Source organism: Cupriavidus basilensis (genome assembly GCF_000832305.1).
Classification (GTDB): Bacteria; Pseudomonadota; Gammaproteobacteria; order Burkholderiales; family Burkholderiaceae; genus Cupriavidus; species Cupriavidus basilensis_F.
Genome location: NZ_CP010537.1, coordinates 413,162 through 431,616, shown reverse-complemented (window position 1 = coordinate 431,616; position 18,455 = coordinate 413,162). Strand labels below are relative to the sequence as shown.

General features: G+C 64.7%; 16 protein-coding genes. 9 read left to right on the top strand and 7 right to left on the bottom strand.

The features are described from left to right. The 4 genes from RR42_RS22715 to phaP all read left to right on the top strand — a co-directional run bounded on the left by RR42_RS22715 (position 1) and on the right by phaP (position 4,099). Entirely contained in the window at positions 1 to 1,650 is a 1,650-nt protein-coding gene (locus tag RR42_RS22715) for an acyl-CoA synthetase (protein ID WP_043353221.1), read from the top strand. Positions 1,651 to 1,875: 225 nt separating this feature from the next. Continuing rightward, positions 1,876 to 2,625, top strand: a complete 750-nt coding sequence (locus tag RR42_RS22710) for an SDR family oxidoreductase (protein WP_043353220.1) — start codon at positions 1,876 to 1,878, stop codon at positions 2,623 to 2,625. Between the two features lie 86 nt (positions 2,626 to 2,711). Beyond that, positions 2,712 to 3,035 (top strand): putative quinol monooxygenase, encoded by a 324-nt coding sequence (locus RR42_RS22705; protein ID WP_043353218.1) that lies wholly within the window; start codon positions 2,712 to 2,714, stop codon positions 3,033 to 3,035. 506 nt (positions 3,036 to 3,541) lie between these two features. Further along, a complete protein-coding gene (gene phaP, locus RR42_RS22700) occupies positions 3,542 to 4,099 on the top strand; it encodes a TIGR01841 family phasin (protein WP_043353216.1) in 558 nt (185 codons plus the stop codon). A gap of 193 nt (positions 4,100 to 4,292) precedes the next feature. Here phaP and RR42_RS22695 read toward each other — a convergent pair whose 3' ends face one another. Further along, positions 4,293 to 4,718 (bottom strand): phasin family protein, encoded by a 426-nt coding sequence (locus RR42_RS22695; protein ID WP_043353214.1) that lies wholly within the window; start codon positions 4,716 to 4,718, stop codon positions 4,293 to 4,295. Between the two features lie 316 nt (positions 4,719 to 5,034). Between RR42_RS22695 and RR42_RS22690 the strand changes: the two genes are divergently transcribed. The 4 genes from RR42_RS22690 to RR42_RS22675 all read left to right on the top strand — a co-directional run bounded on the left by RR42_RS22690 (position 5,035) and on the right by RR42_RS22675 (position 9,290). Beyond that, positions 5,035 to 6,216 (top strand): CaiB/BaiF CoA transferase family protein, encoded by a 1,182-nt coding sequence (locus tag RR42_RS22690; RefSeq protein ID WP_043353211.1) that lies wholly within the window; start codon positions 5,035 to 5,037, stop codon positions 6,214 to 6,216. 44 nt (positions 6,217 to 6,260) lie between these two features. Next, positions 6,261 to 7,232 (top strand): Bug family tripartite tricarboxylate transporter substrate binding protein, encoded by a 972-nt coding sequence (locus RR42_RS22685; protein ID WP_043353209.1) that lies wholly within the window; start codon positions 6,261 to 6,263, stop codon positions 7,230 to 7,232. Between the two features lie 9 nt (positions 7,233 to 7,241). Next, positions 7,242 to 8,018 (top strand): enoyl-CoA hydratase, encoded by a 777-nt coding sequence (locus tag RR42_RS22680; protein ID WP_043353207.1) that lies wholly within the window; start codon positions 7,242 to 7,244, stop codon positions 8,016 to 8,018. Between the two features lie 180 nt (positions 8,019 to 8,198). Then, a complete protein-coding gene (locus RR42_RS22675; protein ID WP_043353205.1) occupies positions 8,199 to 9,290 on the top strand; it encodes a porin in 1,092 nt (363 codons plus the stop codon). 138 nt (positions 9,291 to 9,428) lie between these two features. On the opposite strand, the gene RR42_RS22670 is transcribed toward RR42_RS22675, so the two are convergent. The 6 genes from RR42_RS22670 to RR42_RS22645 all read right to left on the bottom strand — a co-directional run bounded on the left by RR42_RS22670 (position 9,429) and on the right by RR42_RS22645 (position 17,381). Further along, entirely contained in the window at positions 9,429 to 12,008 is a 2,580-nt protein-coding gene (locus tag RR42_RS22670) for a penicillin acylase family protein (RefSeq protein WP_082055051.1), read from the bottom strand. Between the two features lie 297 nt (positions 12,009 to 12,305). Continuing rightward, positions 12,306 to 12,593, bottom strand: a complete 288-nt coding sequence (locus RR42_RS22665; protein ID WP_043353204.1) for a hypothetical protein — start codon at positions 12,591 to 12,593, stop codon at positions 12,306 to 12,308. 176 nt (positions 12,594 to 12,769) lie between these two features. Next, positions 12,770 to 13,750, bottom strand: a complete 981-nt coding sequence (locus RR42_RS22660; RefSeq protein WP_052494868.1) for a Bug family tripartite tricarboxylate transporter substrate binding protein — start codon at positions 13,748 to 13,750, stop codon at positions 12,770 to 12,772. A gap of 53 nt (positions 13,751 to 13,803) precedes the next feature. Beyond that, positions 13,804 to 14,961, bottom strand: a complete 1,158-nt coding sequence (locus tag RR42_RS22655; protein WP_043353202.1) for an L-talarate/galactarate dehydratase — start codon at positions 14,959 to 14,961, stop codon at positions 13,804 to 13,806. Between the two features lie 75 nt (positions 14,962 to 15,036). Next, positions 15,037 to 16,032 (bottom strand): Bug family tripartite tricarboxylate transporter substrate binding protein, encoded by a 996-nt coding sequence (locus RR42_RS22650; protein WP_419188905.1) that lies wholly within the window; start codon positions 16,030 to 16,032, stop codon positions 15,037 to 15,039. Between the two features lie 224 nt (positions 16,033 to 16,256). Continuing rightward, positions 16,257 to 17,381, bottom strand: coding sequence for a LacI family DNA-binding transcriptional regulator (locus RR42_RS22645; RefSeq protein ID WP_082055050.1), 1,125 nt, complete (start codon positions 17,379 to 17,381; stop codon positions 16,257 to 16,259). 239 nt (positions 17,382 to 17,620) lie between these two features. Here RR42_RS22645 and RR42_RS22640 point away from each other — a divergent pair, with 239 nt between their 5' ends. Then, positions 17,621 to 18,442: a CPBP family intramembrane glutamic endopeptidase gene (locus RR42_RS22640; protein WP_052494867.1), complete on the top strand. Its 822-nt coding sequence runs from the start codon at positions 17,621 to 17,623 to the stop codon at positions 18,440 to 18,442. Positions 18,443 to 18,455 lie beyond the last annotated feature (13 nt).

Here is an 18,455-nt window from a genome sequence, read left to right as displayed (position 1 = left end):
ATGCGCGACTACGCTGAGGCTATCGCCGGCTTTTCCTATGAGGCATCGATCTCGGAGTGCCTGAGCGGCAAGCTCGATGCCATCAACGCCTGCGTCGAATGCTGCGACCGCCATGCACTGCCAGGGCGCATCGCGCTGTTCTGGGAGAGCCGCGACGGCACCAGCGAGACCTATACCTTCAGCCAGTTGCAGAAGCTCTCCGCGCAGTTCGCCAGCTTTCTCGCGGCGCAGGGCATCGGCCCCGGCGACCGTGTGGCTGGCCTGCTGCCGCGCACCCCGGAGCTGCTTGTCACCATCCTCGGCACCTGGCGCGCGGGCGCGGTCTACCAGCCATTGTTCACAGCCTTTGGCCCCAAGGCCATCGAGCATCGGCTGCAAACCTCCGGCGCCCGGCTCGTGGTCACCGACGGCGCCAATCGCGGCAAGCTCGATGAGGTAGAGAACTGCCCCGACGTACTCACCGTTGGCGGCGCCAAAGGCCGCGGCATCGCGCGTGGAGACTTCAGTTTCTGGGCGGAGCTTGACCGCCAGCCGGCCCGGTTCGATCCGGTCATGCGCACCGGCGACGATCCGTTCCTGATGATGTTCACCTCCGGCACCACCGGCCCCGCCAAGCCGCTGCTGGTACCGCTCAAGGCCGTGGCTGCGTTCGCGGGCTATATGCGCGACGCGGTCGACCTGCGCCCCGAGGATGCCTTCTGGAACCTCGCCGATCCTGGCTGGGCCTATGGCTTGTACTACGCGGTGACCGGGCCTCTGGCCCTGGGCCATCCCACCACGTTCTATGACGGCCCATTCAGCATCGAGAGCACATGCCGGATGATCGACAAGTACGGCATCACCAACCTGGCCGGCTCGCCCACCGCCTATCGGCTGCTGATCGCGGCGGGGCAGGCCGTGGCCGGCCCGCTGCGCGGCAAGCTGCGCGCGGTCAGCAGCGCGGGCGAGCCACTCAACCCGGAAGTGATCCGCTGGTTCGCCGACCAGCTCGGCGTCACCATCCACGATCACTACGGCCAGACCGAGCTCGGCATGGTGCTGTGCAATCACCACGCGCTGCGCCATCCCGTGCACCTGGGCGCGGCCGGCTTCGCCAGCCCGGGCCATCGCGTGGTGGTGCTGGACGCCGACGCACGCGAGTTGCCGGCCGGCCAGCCTGGCACGCTCGCGCTGGATATGTCGAAGTCTCCGATGGCCTGGTTCGCCGGCTACCACGGCACGCCCACCGGCGCCTTCGTCGGCCAGTACTACCTGAGCGGCGACACCGCGGAGCTGAACCCCGATGGCAGCATCAGCTTTATCGGACGCGCCGACGATGTCATCACCACCTCCGGCTACCGCGTCGGCCCGTTCGACGTGGAGAGCGCGCTGATCGAGCATCCGGCGGTGGTCGAGACCGCGGTCATCGGCAAGCCCGATCCGGAACGCACCGAACTGATCAAGGCTTTTGTCGTTCTCGGCTCGGAATACAAGGCGAGCCCGGAGCTGGCCGAAGAACTGCGCCTGCACGTGCGCAATCGCCTCGCGGCCCACGCCTATCCCCGCGAAATCGAGTTCGTGCCCGAGTTGCCGAAGACACCGAGCGGCAAGGTCCAGCGCTTTATCCTGCGCAACCAGGAAGTGGCGCGGCAGCGCGAGGCGCAGGCGTAGCGCAGCCGGCACGGCTGCCGGCACAGCAAAACACGGGGGGGCGCTGCCTGGCAGCGCCCTTTTTCCATTCTCCCGAGTCCACGTGTGGCTGGAAGCGCTTTTTTGACGGGCCGCTGAAGATGTCCAATCTTGTCGAACAAGATTGCCAACTCTTTCGTACGGCTTATTGCCCTGCGCTGTCCATACTCCATTCACACCACCACAACACGTTCTCAGGAGAACACCATGAATCGCTTCGAAGGCAAAACCGTACTGGTCACTGGCGGCAACAGTGGCATGGGCCTGACTACCGCGCAGGCATTTGCTGCCGAGGGCGCGCGCGTCATCGTGACGGGCCGGGATACCGCGACGCTGGAGGCAGCCAAGCCCACGCTGGGCGCCAACGCGCTGGCCATCCAGAATGACGCCGGCACCGTGGCCGCAGCCCGCGCGCTGGCAAAACGCCTCGCCGATGAAGGCATCAAGCTCGACGCCGTGTTCATCAACGCGGGCATCGCCAGGTTCGCACCGCTGCCGGATGTCGAAGAATCGATGTGGGACCAGACCTTCGATACCAATGTGAAGGGTCCCTTCTTCCAGATCCAGGCGCTGGTGCCGCTGTTCAATCCAGGCGCATCGATCGTGCTCAACGGGTCCATCAATGCGCACATCGGCATGCCGTCATCCGCCGTCTATGCGGCCAGCAAGGCCGGCCTCATCTCGCTGGCCAAGACACTCTCGGCCGAACTGCTGCCGCGCGGCGTACGCGTCAATGTGCTCAGCCCGGGCCCGGTGACCACGCCGCTCTACGGCAAGCTCGGCCTGGACGCCGACGCCCTCGCCAACACCGCCGCCCAGATCAAGAGCCAGATTCCGCTCGGCCGCTTTGGCGAGGCGAAAGAAATCGCGGCAACGGTGCTGCATCTCTCGGCCACCGAGTCGGCGTTCATCGTCGGCACGGAGATCATCGTCGACGGCGGCATGAGCCAGTTGTGAGGCTCGAGCGGGCTCAACCGACTTTACTGGCTTGACTGACTTATCTGACTTATCTGACCTGACATCAGCAAGGAGCACTGAACACCATGAGCGAAAGCATCGCCTTTATCGTCCACCTGCCGGGTAAGCCGGAGCATCGCGACGAACTCGAATCCAGCTTGCTGCAAGTGCTGGAGCAAATGGCCAAGGAGCCGGATTTCGTCAACACCTACCTGCATCGCTCGGTCGAAGACCCCGATACGCTGGTGCTCTACGAGACCTGGGCTTGCAGCCCCGCGTATTTCCAGACGCATCACTTGAGCCGGCCCTATCGGCAGGCGTATGAGCAGGCATTGCCGACGCTGCTCAAGCGCGAGCGCACGCTGGAATTCCTCAAGCCGCTGCGCGCATTCGAAAAGCCGGCGGCATAAGCTCGGGCAGCTGACGTTGCCTTGATGGCGGGAGCCGGAAGACGATCATCCGGAAGTGGAGGACTCGGTCGTCGCGCCCGCCCCGGATCGTCATCGGGATTCCATATGGAGCGCGCCAGGAGGACAGGCAGGCGCATGCCGGCCGCCGCATGTCGTGAAAAAACGTGCGATTACCGATTACCGATTACCGATTGCCGATTGCCAACGGAGAGGCAAGAAAGTCCCTGGATTGGCGGGGGCGGCAGGGTACTACCGCAAGCACCCCCCACACGGTTGGGTATACCCATGTCGACCTTGCTGCACAGCAGCAAGCGGCATACTCCGTTTATTCGGGTATCTCCCTAGGGGCTATCCAAATAGGGGGCTCTAGAATCTGCCCTTGGATGGTGCACTGCGCAAATCAGTGATGCCGCCGCCTTTCCGAATCTCACATTCGACCCGTTTGCCGCGACGGCACATCCCGTGCATGTCGGCCTGGCTGCCGGGCGATACACAGGAGAACACGCATGTTCGTTTTTTCGTCCGACCAGTTCGCTGAAGCCCAGAAAGCCCATTTCGCCAACCTGTTCGCGCTGACGAATACGGCTTTCGACGGTTTCCAGAAACTGGCCGAGCTGAACCTGCAAGCCGTGAAGTCGAACCTGGCGGAGAGCCAGGAGAACGTGCAGGCGGCCTTGTCCGGTGGCGACCTGAAGGATGTCTTCAGCGCACAGGGTAAGTTCGCGCAGCCGGCAGCCGACAAGGCGCTTGCGTATGCCCGCCATGTGTACGAGATTGCCTCGGCCACGCAGGCCGAGCTCACCAAGACGGTGGAGGCGCAATACGAACAGCACAACCGCAGCGTGCAGACTTTCGTCGATACGTTCGTGAAGAATGCGCCGGCCGGATCGGAGGCGCTCACCGCCCTGCTGCAGCAGACGGTTGCCGCCGCCAACAACACCTACGAATCGGTGCAGAAGGCCTCGAAGCAAGCGGCTGAAACGGTGAAGTCCAACATCGAAGCATCGACCGCGGCCGCGACTGGCGCAGTCCAGCAAAGCGCACGCCGCGCTGTCAAGGCGTAAAGCACGCCCGCGCAGCGCGGCCTTCCCGTGCTGCGCGGGAGATTCGCGCATTGCCTTCGGCTACGCCGGGCGCCTTGGAGGCCGTTTCAGAATGATGCGAAGCGGTTCTGGCCAGGCGCGCGGCCGCAGACCGTACAAGTGGATCGGCCAAGGCCGCGCAACGACGCCTGAATCTCTTTGAGATGGCTCGCGCTTACTTGCCCTTCGGCTTCATCAGGTTTTTCGCCTCTTCGATATTCTGCTCCGCGCGCCTGGTAATCACGGCCAGCGCCTCGGCCTGCGATTTCTGCGCCATCTCCGCCAGTTCACGCATATTGTTGAACGCCTTCTGCAGGCCCTGCTGAACGAACTCGCCCTGCTTGGCCATGGCCTCGGCCGGGTTGCCGCCGGTGGTCATCTGTTGCGCCGCCGACTGGATCTCCTGCATGGTCTTGCTCAGGATCTCCGTTTGCTTTTGCACCAGTGCCTGCATGCCTTCGTAGGCCACCTTGTTGGCCTCCGTGATGGCTTCGATATCCTTGCGCCGCGCTTCGATTACCGAAGTCATATCGACCCCGGGGAGCTTGTACTGCTCGAGCAACTTGCTGAAATCGGTGAACGGATTGGACGGTGTCGACATGATGCATCTCCTCGCTGGGGGTAGGTGAAGCAGGAAACTGGCCGCGCCGTGATCCGGATGCTTCTGCCCGATTGACTTCTCGATGGCGGGCGCGGTAGCGCAAGTGTAGCGCGTACCGCACGCCGCCAGGAGGGGAATGCGCCACCGTTTGCAGCCGAGCGCTCCCGAACTCACATCAGGCCAGCCCGGCCCTCACCATGCCTTCACCGGGCCGTTCGAATTCGATGAACGCTTCCTTGAAAACTATGAACTGGCTCGCGCCGGGGGCCGCCGATACACTCGCCCGCACCATAACGAATTGTCTTGCGGAGACCCCATGCTTCATCAGGCCCTGGCCGGCATCAAGGTGCTGGATTTGTCCCGGATATTGGCCGGCCCATGGTGCACGCAGAACCTGGCCGACCTGGGCGCCGAAGTCACCAAGGTAGAACGCCCCGGCCTCGGCGACGATACGCGCGGCTGGGGCCCGCCCTACCTGCACCCGCCCGAAGGCAGCGCTGACGGCGATGGCGAAACAGGCCTCTCCGCCTACTTCATCTGCTGCAACCGCGGCAAGCAATCCGTGGCCATCGACTACGCCACCCCGGAAGGCGCCGCGCGGATCCGGAAACTTGCGCTGCAGGCCGACGTGCTGGTGGAGAACTACAAAGTTGGGACGCTGCGCCGCTACGGCCTGGACTATGAGTCGCTCAAGGCGCTCAACCCGCGGCTGGTCTACCTGTCGATCACCGGTTTCGGCCAGAGCGGCCCGATGGCCGACAAGCCCGGTTACGACTATGTGTTCCAGGGCATGGGCGGGCTGATGAGCTACACCGGGCACCCCGACGGCGAGCCTGGCGCCGGCCCGCTGCGCACGGGCGTGGCGGTGGTGGACCTGACCACCGGCATGTATGCCACCTCGGCGGTGCTGGCAGCCTTGCTGCGCCGTCACGCCACCGGCGAAGGCGAGTACCTGGATATCGCCCTGCTCGACGTGGCAGTCGCGCTCAATGCCAACCAGGCCTCCAACTACCTGGTGTCCGGCAAGGCGCCGCAACGCAGTGGCAATGCGCATCCCAACTGCGCGCCATACGAGGTATTCCGCTGCGCGGATGGCCACCTGATCCTCGCCATCGGCAACGACGCGCAATTCGCGCGCTTGTGCGAAGTGGCCTGCCTCGGCGCGCTGGCAACGGACCCACGCTACGCCAGCAACGCGGGGCGCATTGCCAACCTGCCGGCGCTGCGCAAGCTGCTCACCGACGTGTTCCCCACCCGCGACCGGCAGAGCTGGACGCAAGCCTTCGACGCGGCCGGCGTGCCATGGGGCCCGATCCACTCCATGGAAGAAGTGTTTGCGCATCCGCAGGTCTCGCACCGGCAACTGGTGCAGCAAGCCGAGCACCCGGTGCTTGGCCGCGTGCCGATGATCCGCAACCCCATGCTGGCCGGCAGCGGCGCGCAAGCACTGGCGCCACCGCCGCTGCTCGATGAGCACGGCAGGCGTAACGGCAGCTAGTACCTGCGCGCCGACACCTAAAGAAACCCGTCCGGAGACATCGCTTGAACAAACACATCATCGCCACCACCCTGCTCGCCGGCCTGAGCCTTGCCAGCGGCGCGCACGCCTCGGCCTACCCCGACAAGCCCATCAAGCTGATCGTGCCCTACGCGGCCGGCGGCACCACCGACATCATCGCGCGCATCGTCGGCACCCGGCTCGGCGCCGTGCTCAAGCAGCCCGTCGTAGTGGAAAACCGCCCTGGCGCGGGCGGCGCCGTGGGCAGCGCCTATGCGGCCAAGCAGCCTGCGGACGGCTACACGCTGGTCATGGAAGTGGAGAGCTCGCATGCGGTCAACCCCAACGTGTACGCCAAGACAGCCTATGACCCCGTCAGCGATTTCGAACCCATCAGCAACCTCGCCGACGTGCCCAACGTGCTGGTGGTCAACCCCGCCTTCCCGGCCAGCGACCTGCCCGCCTTCATCAAGTTGCTCAAGGCCAACCCGGGCAAGTATTCGTTCGGATCTTCGGGCAATGGCGGCCTGAGCCACATGAATGGCGAGCTGTTCATGAACGAGACTGGCACCAGGATGCTCCACGTGCCCTACAAGGGCCTGGGCCCCGCGCTCAACGATGCGGTGGCGGGCCAGATCCAGGTGGTGTTCGACAACATTCCCTCCTCCTCCAGCCTGATCCAGGGCAACCGCCTGCGCCCGGTGGCTGTGGCTGCCGGGAAGCGGCTGAAAGTACTGCCCAATGTGCCAACCTATGCCGAGGCCGGCCTGCCGGCCATGAACAATCCCTCCTGGTTCGGCCTGGGCGCGCCCGCCGGCACGCCGGCGGCTATCCTGGACAAGCTCAACGACGCAGTGCGGCAAGTGCTGGCCGATCCCGAGGTCGTCACCGCCATCGAGAAGCAAGGCGCCATTCCCGCACCGATGACGCGCAAGGCATTCGCCGAGCTGATCCGCGGCCAGAACGCGCACTGGAAGAAGGTCGTCGAAGATATCCATTTCACAAAACTGCAGTGAGTCCACGCCATGAGCCAAGCAGATAACAAGCCATACGCCGGCATCGAGATCAATGCGCTCGGCATCGCCACCCTCACCATCCGCGAGGCCGGCTCGCTCAATATCCTGAGCACGCCGGTCATCGCCGCACTGACCCAGGCCGTGGCCGAGCTCGCGGCCCGGGACGAGATCCGCGTGCTGATCGTGCAAGGCGCCGGAGAGAAAGGCTTTATCGGCGGCGCCGACATCAAGGAGATGGCCGCCCTGACCCGTGACAGCGCACAGCGCTTCATCAGTGGCCTGCGTGGCCTGTGCGACGCGCTGCGCCACTTCCCCGTGCCGGTGATCGCGCGCATGCCCGGCTGGTGCCTGGGCGGCGGCCTGGAACTCGCGCTGGCCTGCGACATCCGCGTCGCCGCGGACAACACCCATGTCGGCATGCCCGAGGTCAAGGTCGGCATTCCGTCGGTCATCCACGCCGCGCTGATGCCCCGCCTGATCGGCAACGCCCGCGCCGCATGGATGCTGCTGACCGGCGAGATCTCCGACGCGCGCGAAGCGCTGGCCTGGGGCCTGGTGAGCAAGGTGGTGCCGCTAGCCGAACTGGACGCCGAAATCGAACGCCTCGCCACGCTGCTGGCCGGCTTCGGCCCCGCCGTGGTGCGCCAGCAAAAGCGGCTGTTGCGCGAGTGGGAGGAGGCGCCGCTGGATGTGTCCATCAACAACAGCGTGGCGGAGTTTGGCAGTGCCTTCGAGACCGGGGAGCCGCAGCGGTACATGAACGCGTTCTTGCAGCGCAAGCGGTAAGAGGTACGCGGTAAGCAGTACGTGGGAAAAGCGGGCCAAGGGAGCCAGGACGGACTGTTCGCCGGCAGGAACAGTCTGTTCCGGGAACTCCCTTTTTTGCATTGTCCTTATGAGGCTACATTGACGCCGCTGCGATGCCCGAGCCCAAGGGGCGTCGCAAATCATAAGGAAATCAACGCAATGAAATCTCGTGCATGGCTGGCGCTGTTGCCGCTCATCCCGGGCGCCGCAATGGCGCAAGGCAGTATCACGCTTTACGGCGTGGTCGATGCCGGCATCGAATACCTGAGCCACGTGCCCAACGCCACCGGCGGCAGCAACTCCACGGTGCGCATGTCCGCCGGCAACCTCTCCACCTCGCGCTTCGGCCTGCGTGGCACGCAAGACCTGGGCAACGGCCTCAAGGGCGTATTCGTACTGGAGAACGGCTTCGACCTCGACACCGGCAAGGTCAACCAGGGCGGCCGCCTGTTCGGCCGCCAGGCCTTCGCCGGCCTGCAGGCCCGGTACGGCACCCTGACCCTCGGCCGCCAACAGACGCTGATGTACGATCTCTCGTCGGCGTTCGACCCGATGGTCATCTCGACCCGCTACTCCCTGCTGATGCACGACAAGTGGATGTCCGGCCGCGCAGACAACGCCATCAAGTTCACCGGCACCACTGGCGGCGTCTACTACGGCCTGTTCTACAGCACCGGCTACGACAGCACCGCCGGCGGCGAAATCGCCGGCGCATCCAAGGCGGGACGGGAATGGAGCGCCAGCTTGGGCTACGCCAACGGCCCCCTGTCCACGCGCGTGGCCTACGACGAAGTCCGCGGCAGCACGGTCACGCTGCAGGATAACCGCGAGCGCCGCGCCGCCGTGGCCGCGGCCTATGCCTTCTCGTCGGTCAAGGTGCTGGCGGGCTACCGCTACTACCGTGGCGACTTCACCACCAGTTCCCTGCGCACCAATCTCTACTGGGCCGGCGTGCAGTACCAGGCCACACCAGCCATTTCGCTGACCGGCGCTGCGTACTACACCGACGTGCGCAACTCGTCGGCCGATCCGCTGAGCTTTGTCTTATCCGGCACCTACGCACTGTCCAAGCGTACCGATCTCTACACGATCCTCGCTTACGCGAAGAACCGCGATGGGTCTGCGATGGGATTGTCCGGGTTCGGGCCGTCGCTGAATGCCAATGCGACAACGCTGGTGAATACCACGGAGCAAGTCGGCGCCGGGCAGAGCCAGGTGGGTGCGATCGTGGGCATGCGGCATCGGTTCTGAGCCGCTCTTCTTGGGTTGCTCGCCCAGCGCAAAACGCTTTATCGACCTTGGCCCGCGCTTAAGCGGGCTTTTTTTTCGGCCAGACAGCTTCTGGCGAAAGCGCTGGCCGGCCGGCGGCCTGAGGCCGCCAGCCACGAACTATCGCGGTGCGACCGCGACCCTTTCCTCGCTGCGCGTGTGGCGTGCGACCTCGCCCGCCTCCAGACGCAACGGCTTGCGGCCAAAGCTCGTATAGAGGGGGAGCTGGTCGCTGTAGTGCGGTGAGCGCGTGCCATCCGGCGCGACGAACCCGCTCTGCCCCGGCGCCACCACATCCCATGCCTGCGTCTTGCCGGCAGCGGCGGCACTGCCGAACACGATCAGGTCATTCTCCGTCCCGCGGTTCTGGTACTCCGGCACGCGAATGGCTTCGGCCGCATCCGCCTGCGGAATGCCGAAGAAGTTGTTCGCGCGGAAGGTGAGCATCACGGCTGGCGGTTGCCAGCGGGCGATATCGTCCCCGTACCTGGCCGACAGCGATGTCCAGGTGTCGCCCAGTGCGGCGCGAATGACATCGTCCGGCGCGGCGCCGCCAAACAGGTCCACGCGCTGGGGAATGGCCGAGCGAGATCCGAGCAACGCCTCGTAAAGAACCTTGCTGCCCGTGCTGAGGTTCAGCGAGCCGGTGGGTCCATCCTGCGTCGTCTCGTAGCCGCTGGCCATGTACCACTTGTCGAACGGTGCGGGAACCGCCTTGACGACGGTCCTTGCCAGCATCGACGTGAGCCAGGCGTTCATGATGGCCGAGCCGGGCTGGGCGTACTTTCCAGTGTCGCGCGGGTCGTCGTTGATGCCGTTCCAGCCCGCCAGCGTATCGGCGAGGCGGCGGCGCGGATCGTCGGCGGGCAGCGCCGCCGCGGCATCGCGGATGAACGGCAGGAAGTGCCGCACGTTCAGGTCCGAGCGGCTGGTGTCCTTCAGGATCTGCCAGGCATCGTCGCTGTCGAGCGTCGCGTGCGCCTCGATGCGATGCTGGATTTCGACATTGCGGTCCGCCGCGCCCCACAGGAAGGCAAACAGATCAGAGGCCGGGTAGCCCTGCTCAGGCGAGTTGTTCCAGTTGGCGATATAGCCGGAGCGCGGGTTGTAGACCTGCGGGTTGGTTGAGAACGGCAGCACGCCGCGCCAGTCCCATTCCCCGGTGCCGGGCACGGGCAGGCGCGGATCGTGGCCCGTGCGACGATGTGGATAGGCGCCGGTGTGTGCGTATCCGATATTGCCCTGGCGGTCCGCGTAGTACCAATTGATGGTCAGGGCCTGTCGTGCGGCCTGCGCGGTCCAGCTCTTCCAGTCATGCGCCTGCGCCTGATGGGTCCACGCCAGGAGCGACTGCACTTCCTTTCCGCTCCAGGCGCGTGCCTTGGCATAGGCAGTGTGCGTGGCGTCGTCCCGCTGCATGACGATGCCGTGCACGGTGCGGTAGACGGTGAGTGTCACAGGCGCGCCATCCTTGACGTGGATGATCTCGGCGCGCTTTTGCATCTGCACCCACTTGCCGTTGTGCCAGTAGAAGTCAGGCCGAGCGGGGTCGACGCGCTCGGCGAACATGTCGATGTCGTCGCCAAAGCCGGCCGTCGATCCCCATGAGATCTTGCCGTTGTGGCCAAACAGGATGCAAGGGTAGGCAAACGGCGTATTGCCGACGATATCGAAGCCCGCGCCATGCAGGCCGATACCGTAGGTGTAACCCGGGTTGAACCAGCCAAACTGTGGCCCGTTGAGCATGATCGCCTTGGCGCCGCGCGCACGCTGCTTGCCGATCACCCACATATTGCTGGTGGTCGGGAAGCCGGCGGGGCCGTTGGCGCCGCTCTGCGCATACTGGGCGAACACGGTGTCGCGGTTGGCCTGCGTGTCGAGCGCGAGCAGCATGCCGTCATCGCCGCGCGCGGGCCGCTGCGCCATCGGCGGCGGTCCGTCGTAGCGTGGCAATGCGTAGGCAAGTTCGCCGGTGCCTGCCGGGGCGCCGAGCCGTATCGGGTAAGTACGCTCGCCGGCCGCGATGGTGGTGACCGCCTTTGGATTGACGAGCCACTTCAACTGCGTGAACAGGTCCATGCCACGCGCTTCACCATACCGGTCTTTCAGGGCGGTAAGCAACGCCAGGTTGTCCACCTCGCTGGTGCTGTCGGAGAAGCGGTTCGCCATGGTGCCGACGAACACCATCGCCACGTCGAATGCGCTCCAGTCTGACGGCTTGAAGCCCGCATCGTTGAACTGCTTTGGCATCAAGGTGTCAGGCCGCGCACGAACCTGCGCGATCCACGCATTCATCCCGGCGGCATAGCCATCGAGGATGTCGCGCTCCCTCTTCGGCAAGGCCGCGATTTGTTGCTCGATCGCCGCAGGCCAGTAGTTGCCGCGCGTGGCCAGGTCGAACTTGACGAACTTATCGCCCAGCACCTCGGCCACCGTTCCTTGCGTGCTGCGCTTTGCCATCTCCATCTGGAACAGCCGGTCTTGCGCGACGGCGTAGGCATAGCCATAGAAAAGCTTGTAGGCGGTATCCGCGTAGATATGCGGCACGCCATACTCGTCCCGCTTGATCACGACCTGCTGCGCGGCATGGGACGAGGCCGCATGCGCCGTCGCAAGACCAATGGGAATATCCGCGATGCCGCCGAGGGCGAGGATGACGGCAGTCGATGCAATGCGGGCAAGGCGGGGGCGCAGGGTCATGATGTCTCCGGAGTCATTTTTCTTTATGGCGCCGGCACATCCTAAAATAAACCGACCGGGCGGTCAATTAATTAAGGGGCGTATCCCAGCCCGGAAGGAACGCGTCGGAATGGAGCGTCCTGGCCCATGAAATTCAGTCAACGTCACTTCCGGGATCGGTGACAGACGGCACTTTGCATCGTTGAAGCGACAGTACCCTGGCGCGCCTGGCGGAATGCTTGCGAAGTCATTCCCGACTCGCCCACCAGGGGTATGCACTCGGGCGCCAGAACGGCGGAAAGAGGGTGTCTCTGAGCCCTATGGCAAATTTCTGCCGGGAAGCGAAGGCGTCCTTCCGCGCGCGCCACTGGCGCGCACTGCTTGCCGGTCGATGGCTCGTGTGCGGTTCCTGTCCCGGCCTGCTGCCTTGCGCCCATGGCTGTCGGGCAGGCTGCGGCCGCCCAGGTAAGTGTCGGCGCGGCCACTGAAAGCGCCGAGCCTGACTTCCTCGCCCATCCCCCCGACAACATGCTGCGCCTGGGCGGCTCCCGAGGTCGCTGCCAGCATGGCAATCGCCATCAAGGCAAACGAGTAGATCTTGTTCATGCGCTTTTTCCTGCGTTTCATGTTGCACGGCATGCCGCCGTACTGGCGGCCGCAATGTTTTGGGGCTCGGGGAGCATAGTGCGACGGGCCTCCCTCGGTTGTAATCAATTGTTAATACCTGGCAGGTGCGAGGGCGCAAAGCCACAATGCGCACGGCCCGGTGCGTGCTGGCCCGGCTATGGCGCCGAGATGTGGTTGTCCTTGATCACCTTGGACCAGACGGTGGACTCGCGTTTGAGCAAGCCGCGCAATTCGGCTGGGTCACCACTCTGGGGCTCCGCTCCCATGCCCACCAGTTTCTCCCTCACCTCCGGCGCCGCCATCGCGGATCGCACTGCGCTCCTCAACGCCGCCAGCGCTTGCGGCGGCGCCTTGCCGGTGGCGAACACGCCGAACCAGCCCATGGCCTGGAAATCAGGCACGCCGGAGGCTGCGACGGTAGGCAAGTCCGGCAGCAACGGCGTGCGGGCCGGACTCGTCACAGCGACTCCTCGCAACTGCCCGCTCTTGATGTATGGCGTCAGGATGGCGACATTGTCGATGCCAGCCTGCAGCCGGCCGGCAAGCAGGTCGGGCATCAGGGCGCCAGTGCCCTTGTAAGGCACGTACTGCATGTCGACGCCGGCTTTGGTCTTGATCAGTTCCCAACCGAGATGCTGGGCGGTGCCAGGGCTGGATCCCGCGTAGGAGATCTTTCCGGGATTTGCCTTGGCGTACGCAATCAGTTCAGGGAGCGTTTTCACCGGCAGCGACGGATGCACGACCATCACATACGGGGAAGTGGCCACAATCCCAAGAGGCTCGAGGTCCTTTTCCGGTTCCAGCCTGGTGGCCGCATACAGCGCGCGATAGGTCGCCAATTGCGACGAAGCCATCAACACGGTGTAGCCATCCGCCGAGGCCTTCGCCACGCTCTCCGCCGCGATCAGGCCACTGGCACCGGTGCGGTTCTCGACCACCACACTCTGGCTCAGCGACTGACTCATCCTGGCAGCGATCAACCGGGCGATCACGTCAGTGGTCCCGCCCGCCGGCGTGCCCACCAGCATGCGAATGGGTGCGGTCGGGAACTTGGCTTGCGCGGTGGCGGCGCCACCGGCACAAGCCATCAGAAGCGCCGCCACGCAGCGTAGCGTCGTGATCCTGTTTCGCATCATGTCTCCGTCTATATCGCATCTTTATCATTGCACCGGCCCGGCACGCTTGCCGGTTACCGCTTGGCGCCGAACTCCGCCTGCTCCCGGGTCCACCCGGCCACTTGACCGCTCAGGCTCACACCGATCCCCGGCCGCGTCGGCACCAGCATGCGGCCGTCCTTGATTTCGAGGCGTTCATTGAACAATGGCTCCAGCCATTCAAAGTGCTCAACCCACGGCTCGCGCGGGTACGCTGCCGCGAGGTGGACATGCAACTCCATGGCAAAGTGAGGGGCAATCATCAGTCCCGCGTGATCGGCCAGCGTTGCCACCGTCAGGAAGGGCGTGATGCCGCCCACGCGCGGGCCATCGGGCATCAGGTAATCGGCTGCGCGATGGCGAATCAGGTCCCAGTGCTCTGCCACGCTAGTCAGCATCTCGCCGGTGGCGATCGGCGTGTCGAACTGGGCGGCCAATGCGGCATGGCCTTCGGAGTCGTAGGCGTCCAGCGGCTCTTCGATCCAGATCAGGTTGAACTGCTCCAGGATGCGGCACATGCGCTGCGCGGTCGGCCGGTCCCACTGCTGGTTGGCATCGACCATCAGCGCAAAGCCATCACCCAGGTGTTTGCGCACTGTCTCGACCCGCTGGATGTCGGCGGCGCAGTCGGGCTGCCCCACCTTCAGCTTGATGCCGCCGATGCCCTTCTCCACCGATTTGCTCGCGTTCATCAGGAGCTGGTCGAGCGGCGTATGAAGAAAGCCGCCCGAGGTGTTGTAGCACTTCACCGAGTCGCGGTGCGCACCGAGGAGCTTCGCCAGCGGCAAGTTGGCGCGCCTGGCCTTGAGGTCCCACAGCGCAACGTCGAATGCGCCAATGGCTTGCGTGGCCAAGCCGCTGCGCCCAACGGATGCACCCGCCCAGATCAGCTTGTTCCACAGCCGCGCGATGTCGTTGGCATCCTCGCCGATCAGCGCCGGAGCGATCTCCCTGGCATGTGCGAATTGCCCGGGTCCCCCGGCCCGCTTGGCGTAGCTGAATCCGAGCCCCTTGTCGCCACCTTCCGTCTCGATCTCGGCAAAGAGTATCGCGATCTCGGTCATCGGCTTCTGTCTGCCGGTCAGCACCTTGGCGTCGCTGATGGGCGTCGCGAGCGGCAGGTACACCGACGAAAGCCGGATCGATGCGATGTTGTCGTTTGCGCCGGTCTTCGGCTGGTGCTGCGTGGTCATGCTTGTGCTCCTGATTCCTTGAGATACGGCCCACCGGGGCCGCCTGGTGATGCATGGTGACGCCTGGTGCCGGCCCTACTCGACCATTGCACCGGATTCCCTGACGGTCTTGCCCCATTTCTCTATTTCCGCCTTGACGAACTCGTTCGCCTTGGCGGGTGAACTGCCGACCACGACGAAACCTGCGGCCTCCAGTTTTTCCTTGACCTTGGGATTGGCCATCGCCTTTTCCGATGCGGCGGCTAGCCTGTCGATGATGGCCTTGGGTGTACCTGCGGGGGCTGCCAGGCCGAACCAGGAGACCGCCGAGAAACCGGGGAAGCCGGACTCGGCGATGGTCGGCACGTTCGGATACGAGGGGTTCCGCTCGGCGCTGAATACGGCAATCGGCCGCAGCTTGCCTGACTTGACGTACGGCAGCAGAACGTCCTGGTTCAGCGTGAGGATGGGCACATGCCCGGCGAGCGTGTCGCTGATGGCAGCGGCGCCGCCCTTGTAGGGCACGGGCGTGATCTTGAATCCTGCGGCGGACTCGAGCATCTGCATGCCCAGGTGGTTCGAAGACCCGTTGCCGGAATTGGCAGCCTGGTACTTTCCAGGCGCGGCCTTGACGAGCTTGAGGAATTCCTGAATGGTCCTGGCCGGAAACTCAGGGTTCACCACCAGCACATTCGGCCCGGTCGCCAGCAAGGAAATGTGGGCAAAATCCTTGTCCGCGTACGGCAGCTTGTTGTAGAGGCCGTAGTTGATCGCATTCGAACCCACGCCAGAGATCAACAGGGTGTAGCCGTCTGGCACCGCGCGCGCCACCGCCACGGAGCCAATCCCGCCATTAGCGCCGCCCTTGTTCTCCACGACGAACGACTGTCCGAGCTGGGCCTGCAGTTCTGCGGCCAGGATCCGGCCCATTGCGTCGGAGCTGCCCCCCGCGGGGAACGGCACAACGATGTTCACTGGCTTGGCGGGATATGGCTGCTGCGCTGCCGCCGGCAACGCCAGCGTGGCAGCGGCGAGCGCCACGCAAATCAAGGGAACGCAACGGCGCGCCTGCGCCGGGCAAATCATGGTCATGGGTGTCTCCTGCCTGATGGACTGGGCTGCCTCATGCGTAACAGGGCGAGCCCTTCTACTCGTTGCCAACGCGCTCTTCATCAACCAGACACGCAAAGTGTTAGCGCTAACATTTCGAGGCGAACCACTTGGGCGTTTCGCCTGCCGATCAACAACGGCTGTATGTTAGCGCTACCATCCGGCGGATTCAAGGCTTAACTTCGCGGGGAAATCCCTAACCGCACTCAAGTCGTGCTCTTGGATTTGCTTTTTGAGGTGCTTCTTCTTTCGATGATGCTGAAACCGACGTCGACAACGGTCTCGGACCCAGCGGACTCCGTCTTCTCGATCCTGGCGACCAGGAAACGCGCGGCGCGAATGCCGATCGCCTTCCCATCGATGCTGACGGAACTGAGTGTCGGAGACAACTCGGCGGCGAAATCGTAGTCACCGAACCCCATCACCGCGAGTTGATCCGGAACAGCAATGCCCCGCTCTTGCGCCTCCACGACGACCCCCTGCGCCAAGGGATCGGAGCTGCAGACCACGACGTCCAGCCCAGGGGCACGTTCCAGCAGCTTGGCAAAATGCCGCTTGCCCAAGCCCATGGTGGTTGGGACCGGCACCGACTCGAGGGGCACGTCGCTGATGCCGTGCCTGGCCAACGCCGCAAGCAAGCCGCTGCGGCGAACGTCGCCACGCTGGTCATTGGCGAACACGAGTCCGAATCGCCGATACCCCTTGCCCAACAGATACTCCGCCACGGCCTCCCCGACCTGCTCGTGGGAAAATCCAACCAGCATGTCCATTGGCGAGGGACTCATATCCCAGGTCTCGACCAGCGGGATGCCGGATTTGAGCAGTCGGGTGCGCGTGGTGTCGGTATGCACCGTGCCGGTCAGCACAATGCCATCGGGACGGCGGCTCAGGATGGCGTCCAGCAATTCCTGCTCGCGCGACACGTCGTATCCGGAAAGGCCGAGCATCACCTGGTATCCGGACTTGCCGAGTTCGTCCGTGAGCGCCTGCGTGACTTGGGCGAACATGGAATTCGCGATGGTCGGCACCACTACCGCAACGAGCCGGCTACGGCGTGAAGCCAGTCCCCCTGCGAGCAGGTTCGGCACATAGCCAGTGCGCTCGATGGCACCTTTCACCACTGCGAGCGTGCGAGGCGAAACCCGTTCCGGGTTGTTCAGGACCCGCGACACCGTCATGGCAGATACGCCAGCGATGCTGGCGACATCGGCCACCGTGGCGCTGCCGGTTGCTCGGGGCGAGCTGCGAGCGTGCGGCAACGCTGCCGGTGTCTTGCCGCTGCCCTCTTCGCTGGGCGGGTTGCCCTCAATGGCTTTTTTTGCCTGCTTCATCGCTTCTGCTGGTAGTTGTGCCGGGGACCGGATAGTTGCTTCCGAGCGCCGCACTCGCAGAGTATACCCACCTGGCCAGGCAGACCCGACGACCCCAGAATCGGTACCGCGGCGCAGCGCCGCGCGCATGGCTTTCGCGCCGTTTCCGAGCAGCCGAACCTACAGAATCGCGGTGCCGCTGCCGTTAATGGAGACGGCCGTCTACGACAAGCCCTTCGCCCCGATAGATCTCGCGATCCATGAATCCCAACCGGCCAGACCAGACCCGACCGATTACCTTCCAGTGGGCGCTAGCGCTCACCTTCGTGGCCTGGTTTGTCGAGGTGATATTGACCATGTTGCTGCGCCCGGCCTTGCTGCGCAACGGCATGCAGCCGATGGCCGCTGCCAGCCTCATCCGCGTGGCCTGCTACGGGCTGGTGTTCAGCACCTTGCTGCATGCCAGCGGGTTGAGCTATCGCAAGCTGTTCCACGAGGGCGGCGCCAGCGTGGCGGCCACGCTCGGCCTGTTGGGCCCGCCGATCCTGCTGATGGTGCCGCTGATCTTGCTGCTCGACGGCCTGGCCATGGTCGGCATAGAGGCGCTGCTCCCCTTTTCCGCCGACGACGCGCGCATGATCACGCAGATGACGAGCGGCGGCATCGGCATCTGGGTGCTGGTGTGCGTGATCGCGCCGTTCGTTGAGGAGATGTTCTTCCGCGGCATCCTGCTGCGCGGCATGCTGGGGCGGTACGCGCGTGCCGATGCCACGGTGTATTCGGCCTTCGTCTTCGGCGTGGCGCACCTGAACATCTACCAGTTCGTGATCGCATTCGCCATCGGGCTGTTCGCGGCGGCGCTCTATTGCCGCACACGTTCGCTGTGGCCCGGCATCGTCCTGCACGCGGGCCTGAACACCGGCGTCATGATCTCAGCCGCGATGGCGCCGGACAGCACGGCGCTGGAAGCGCCGCTCAGCGTGTGGGCGTTAGCGGTTCCACTAGGGCTGGCCGGGGCCTGGATGCTGCGCCGGCTGCTGTGGTACCCGCGTGGCGCGGGTGCGGCCGAAGGCCAATCCTGACAGCCAGCTTCCT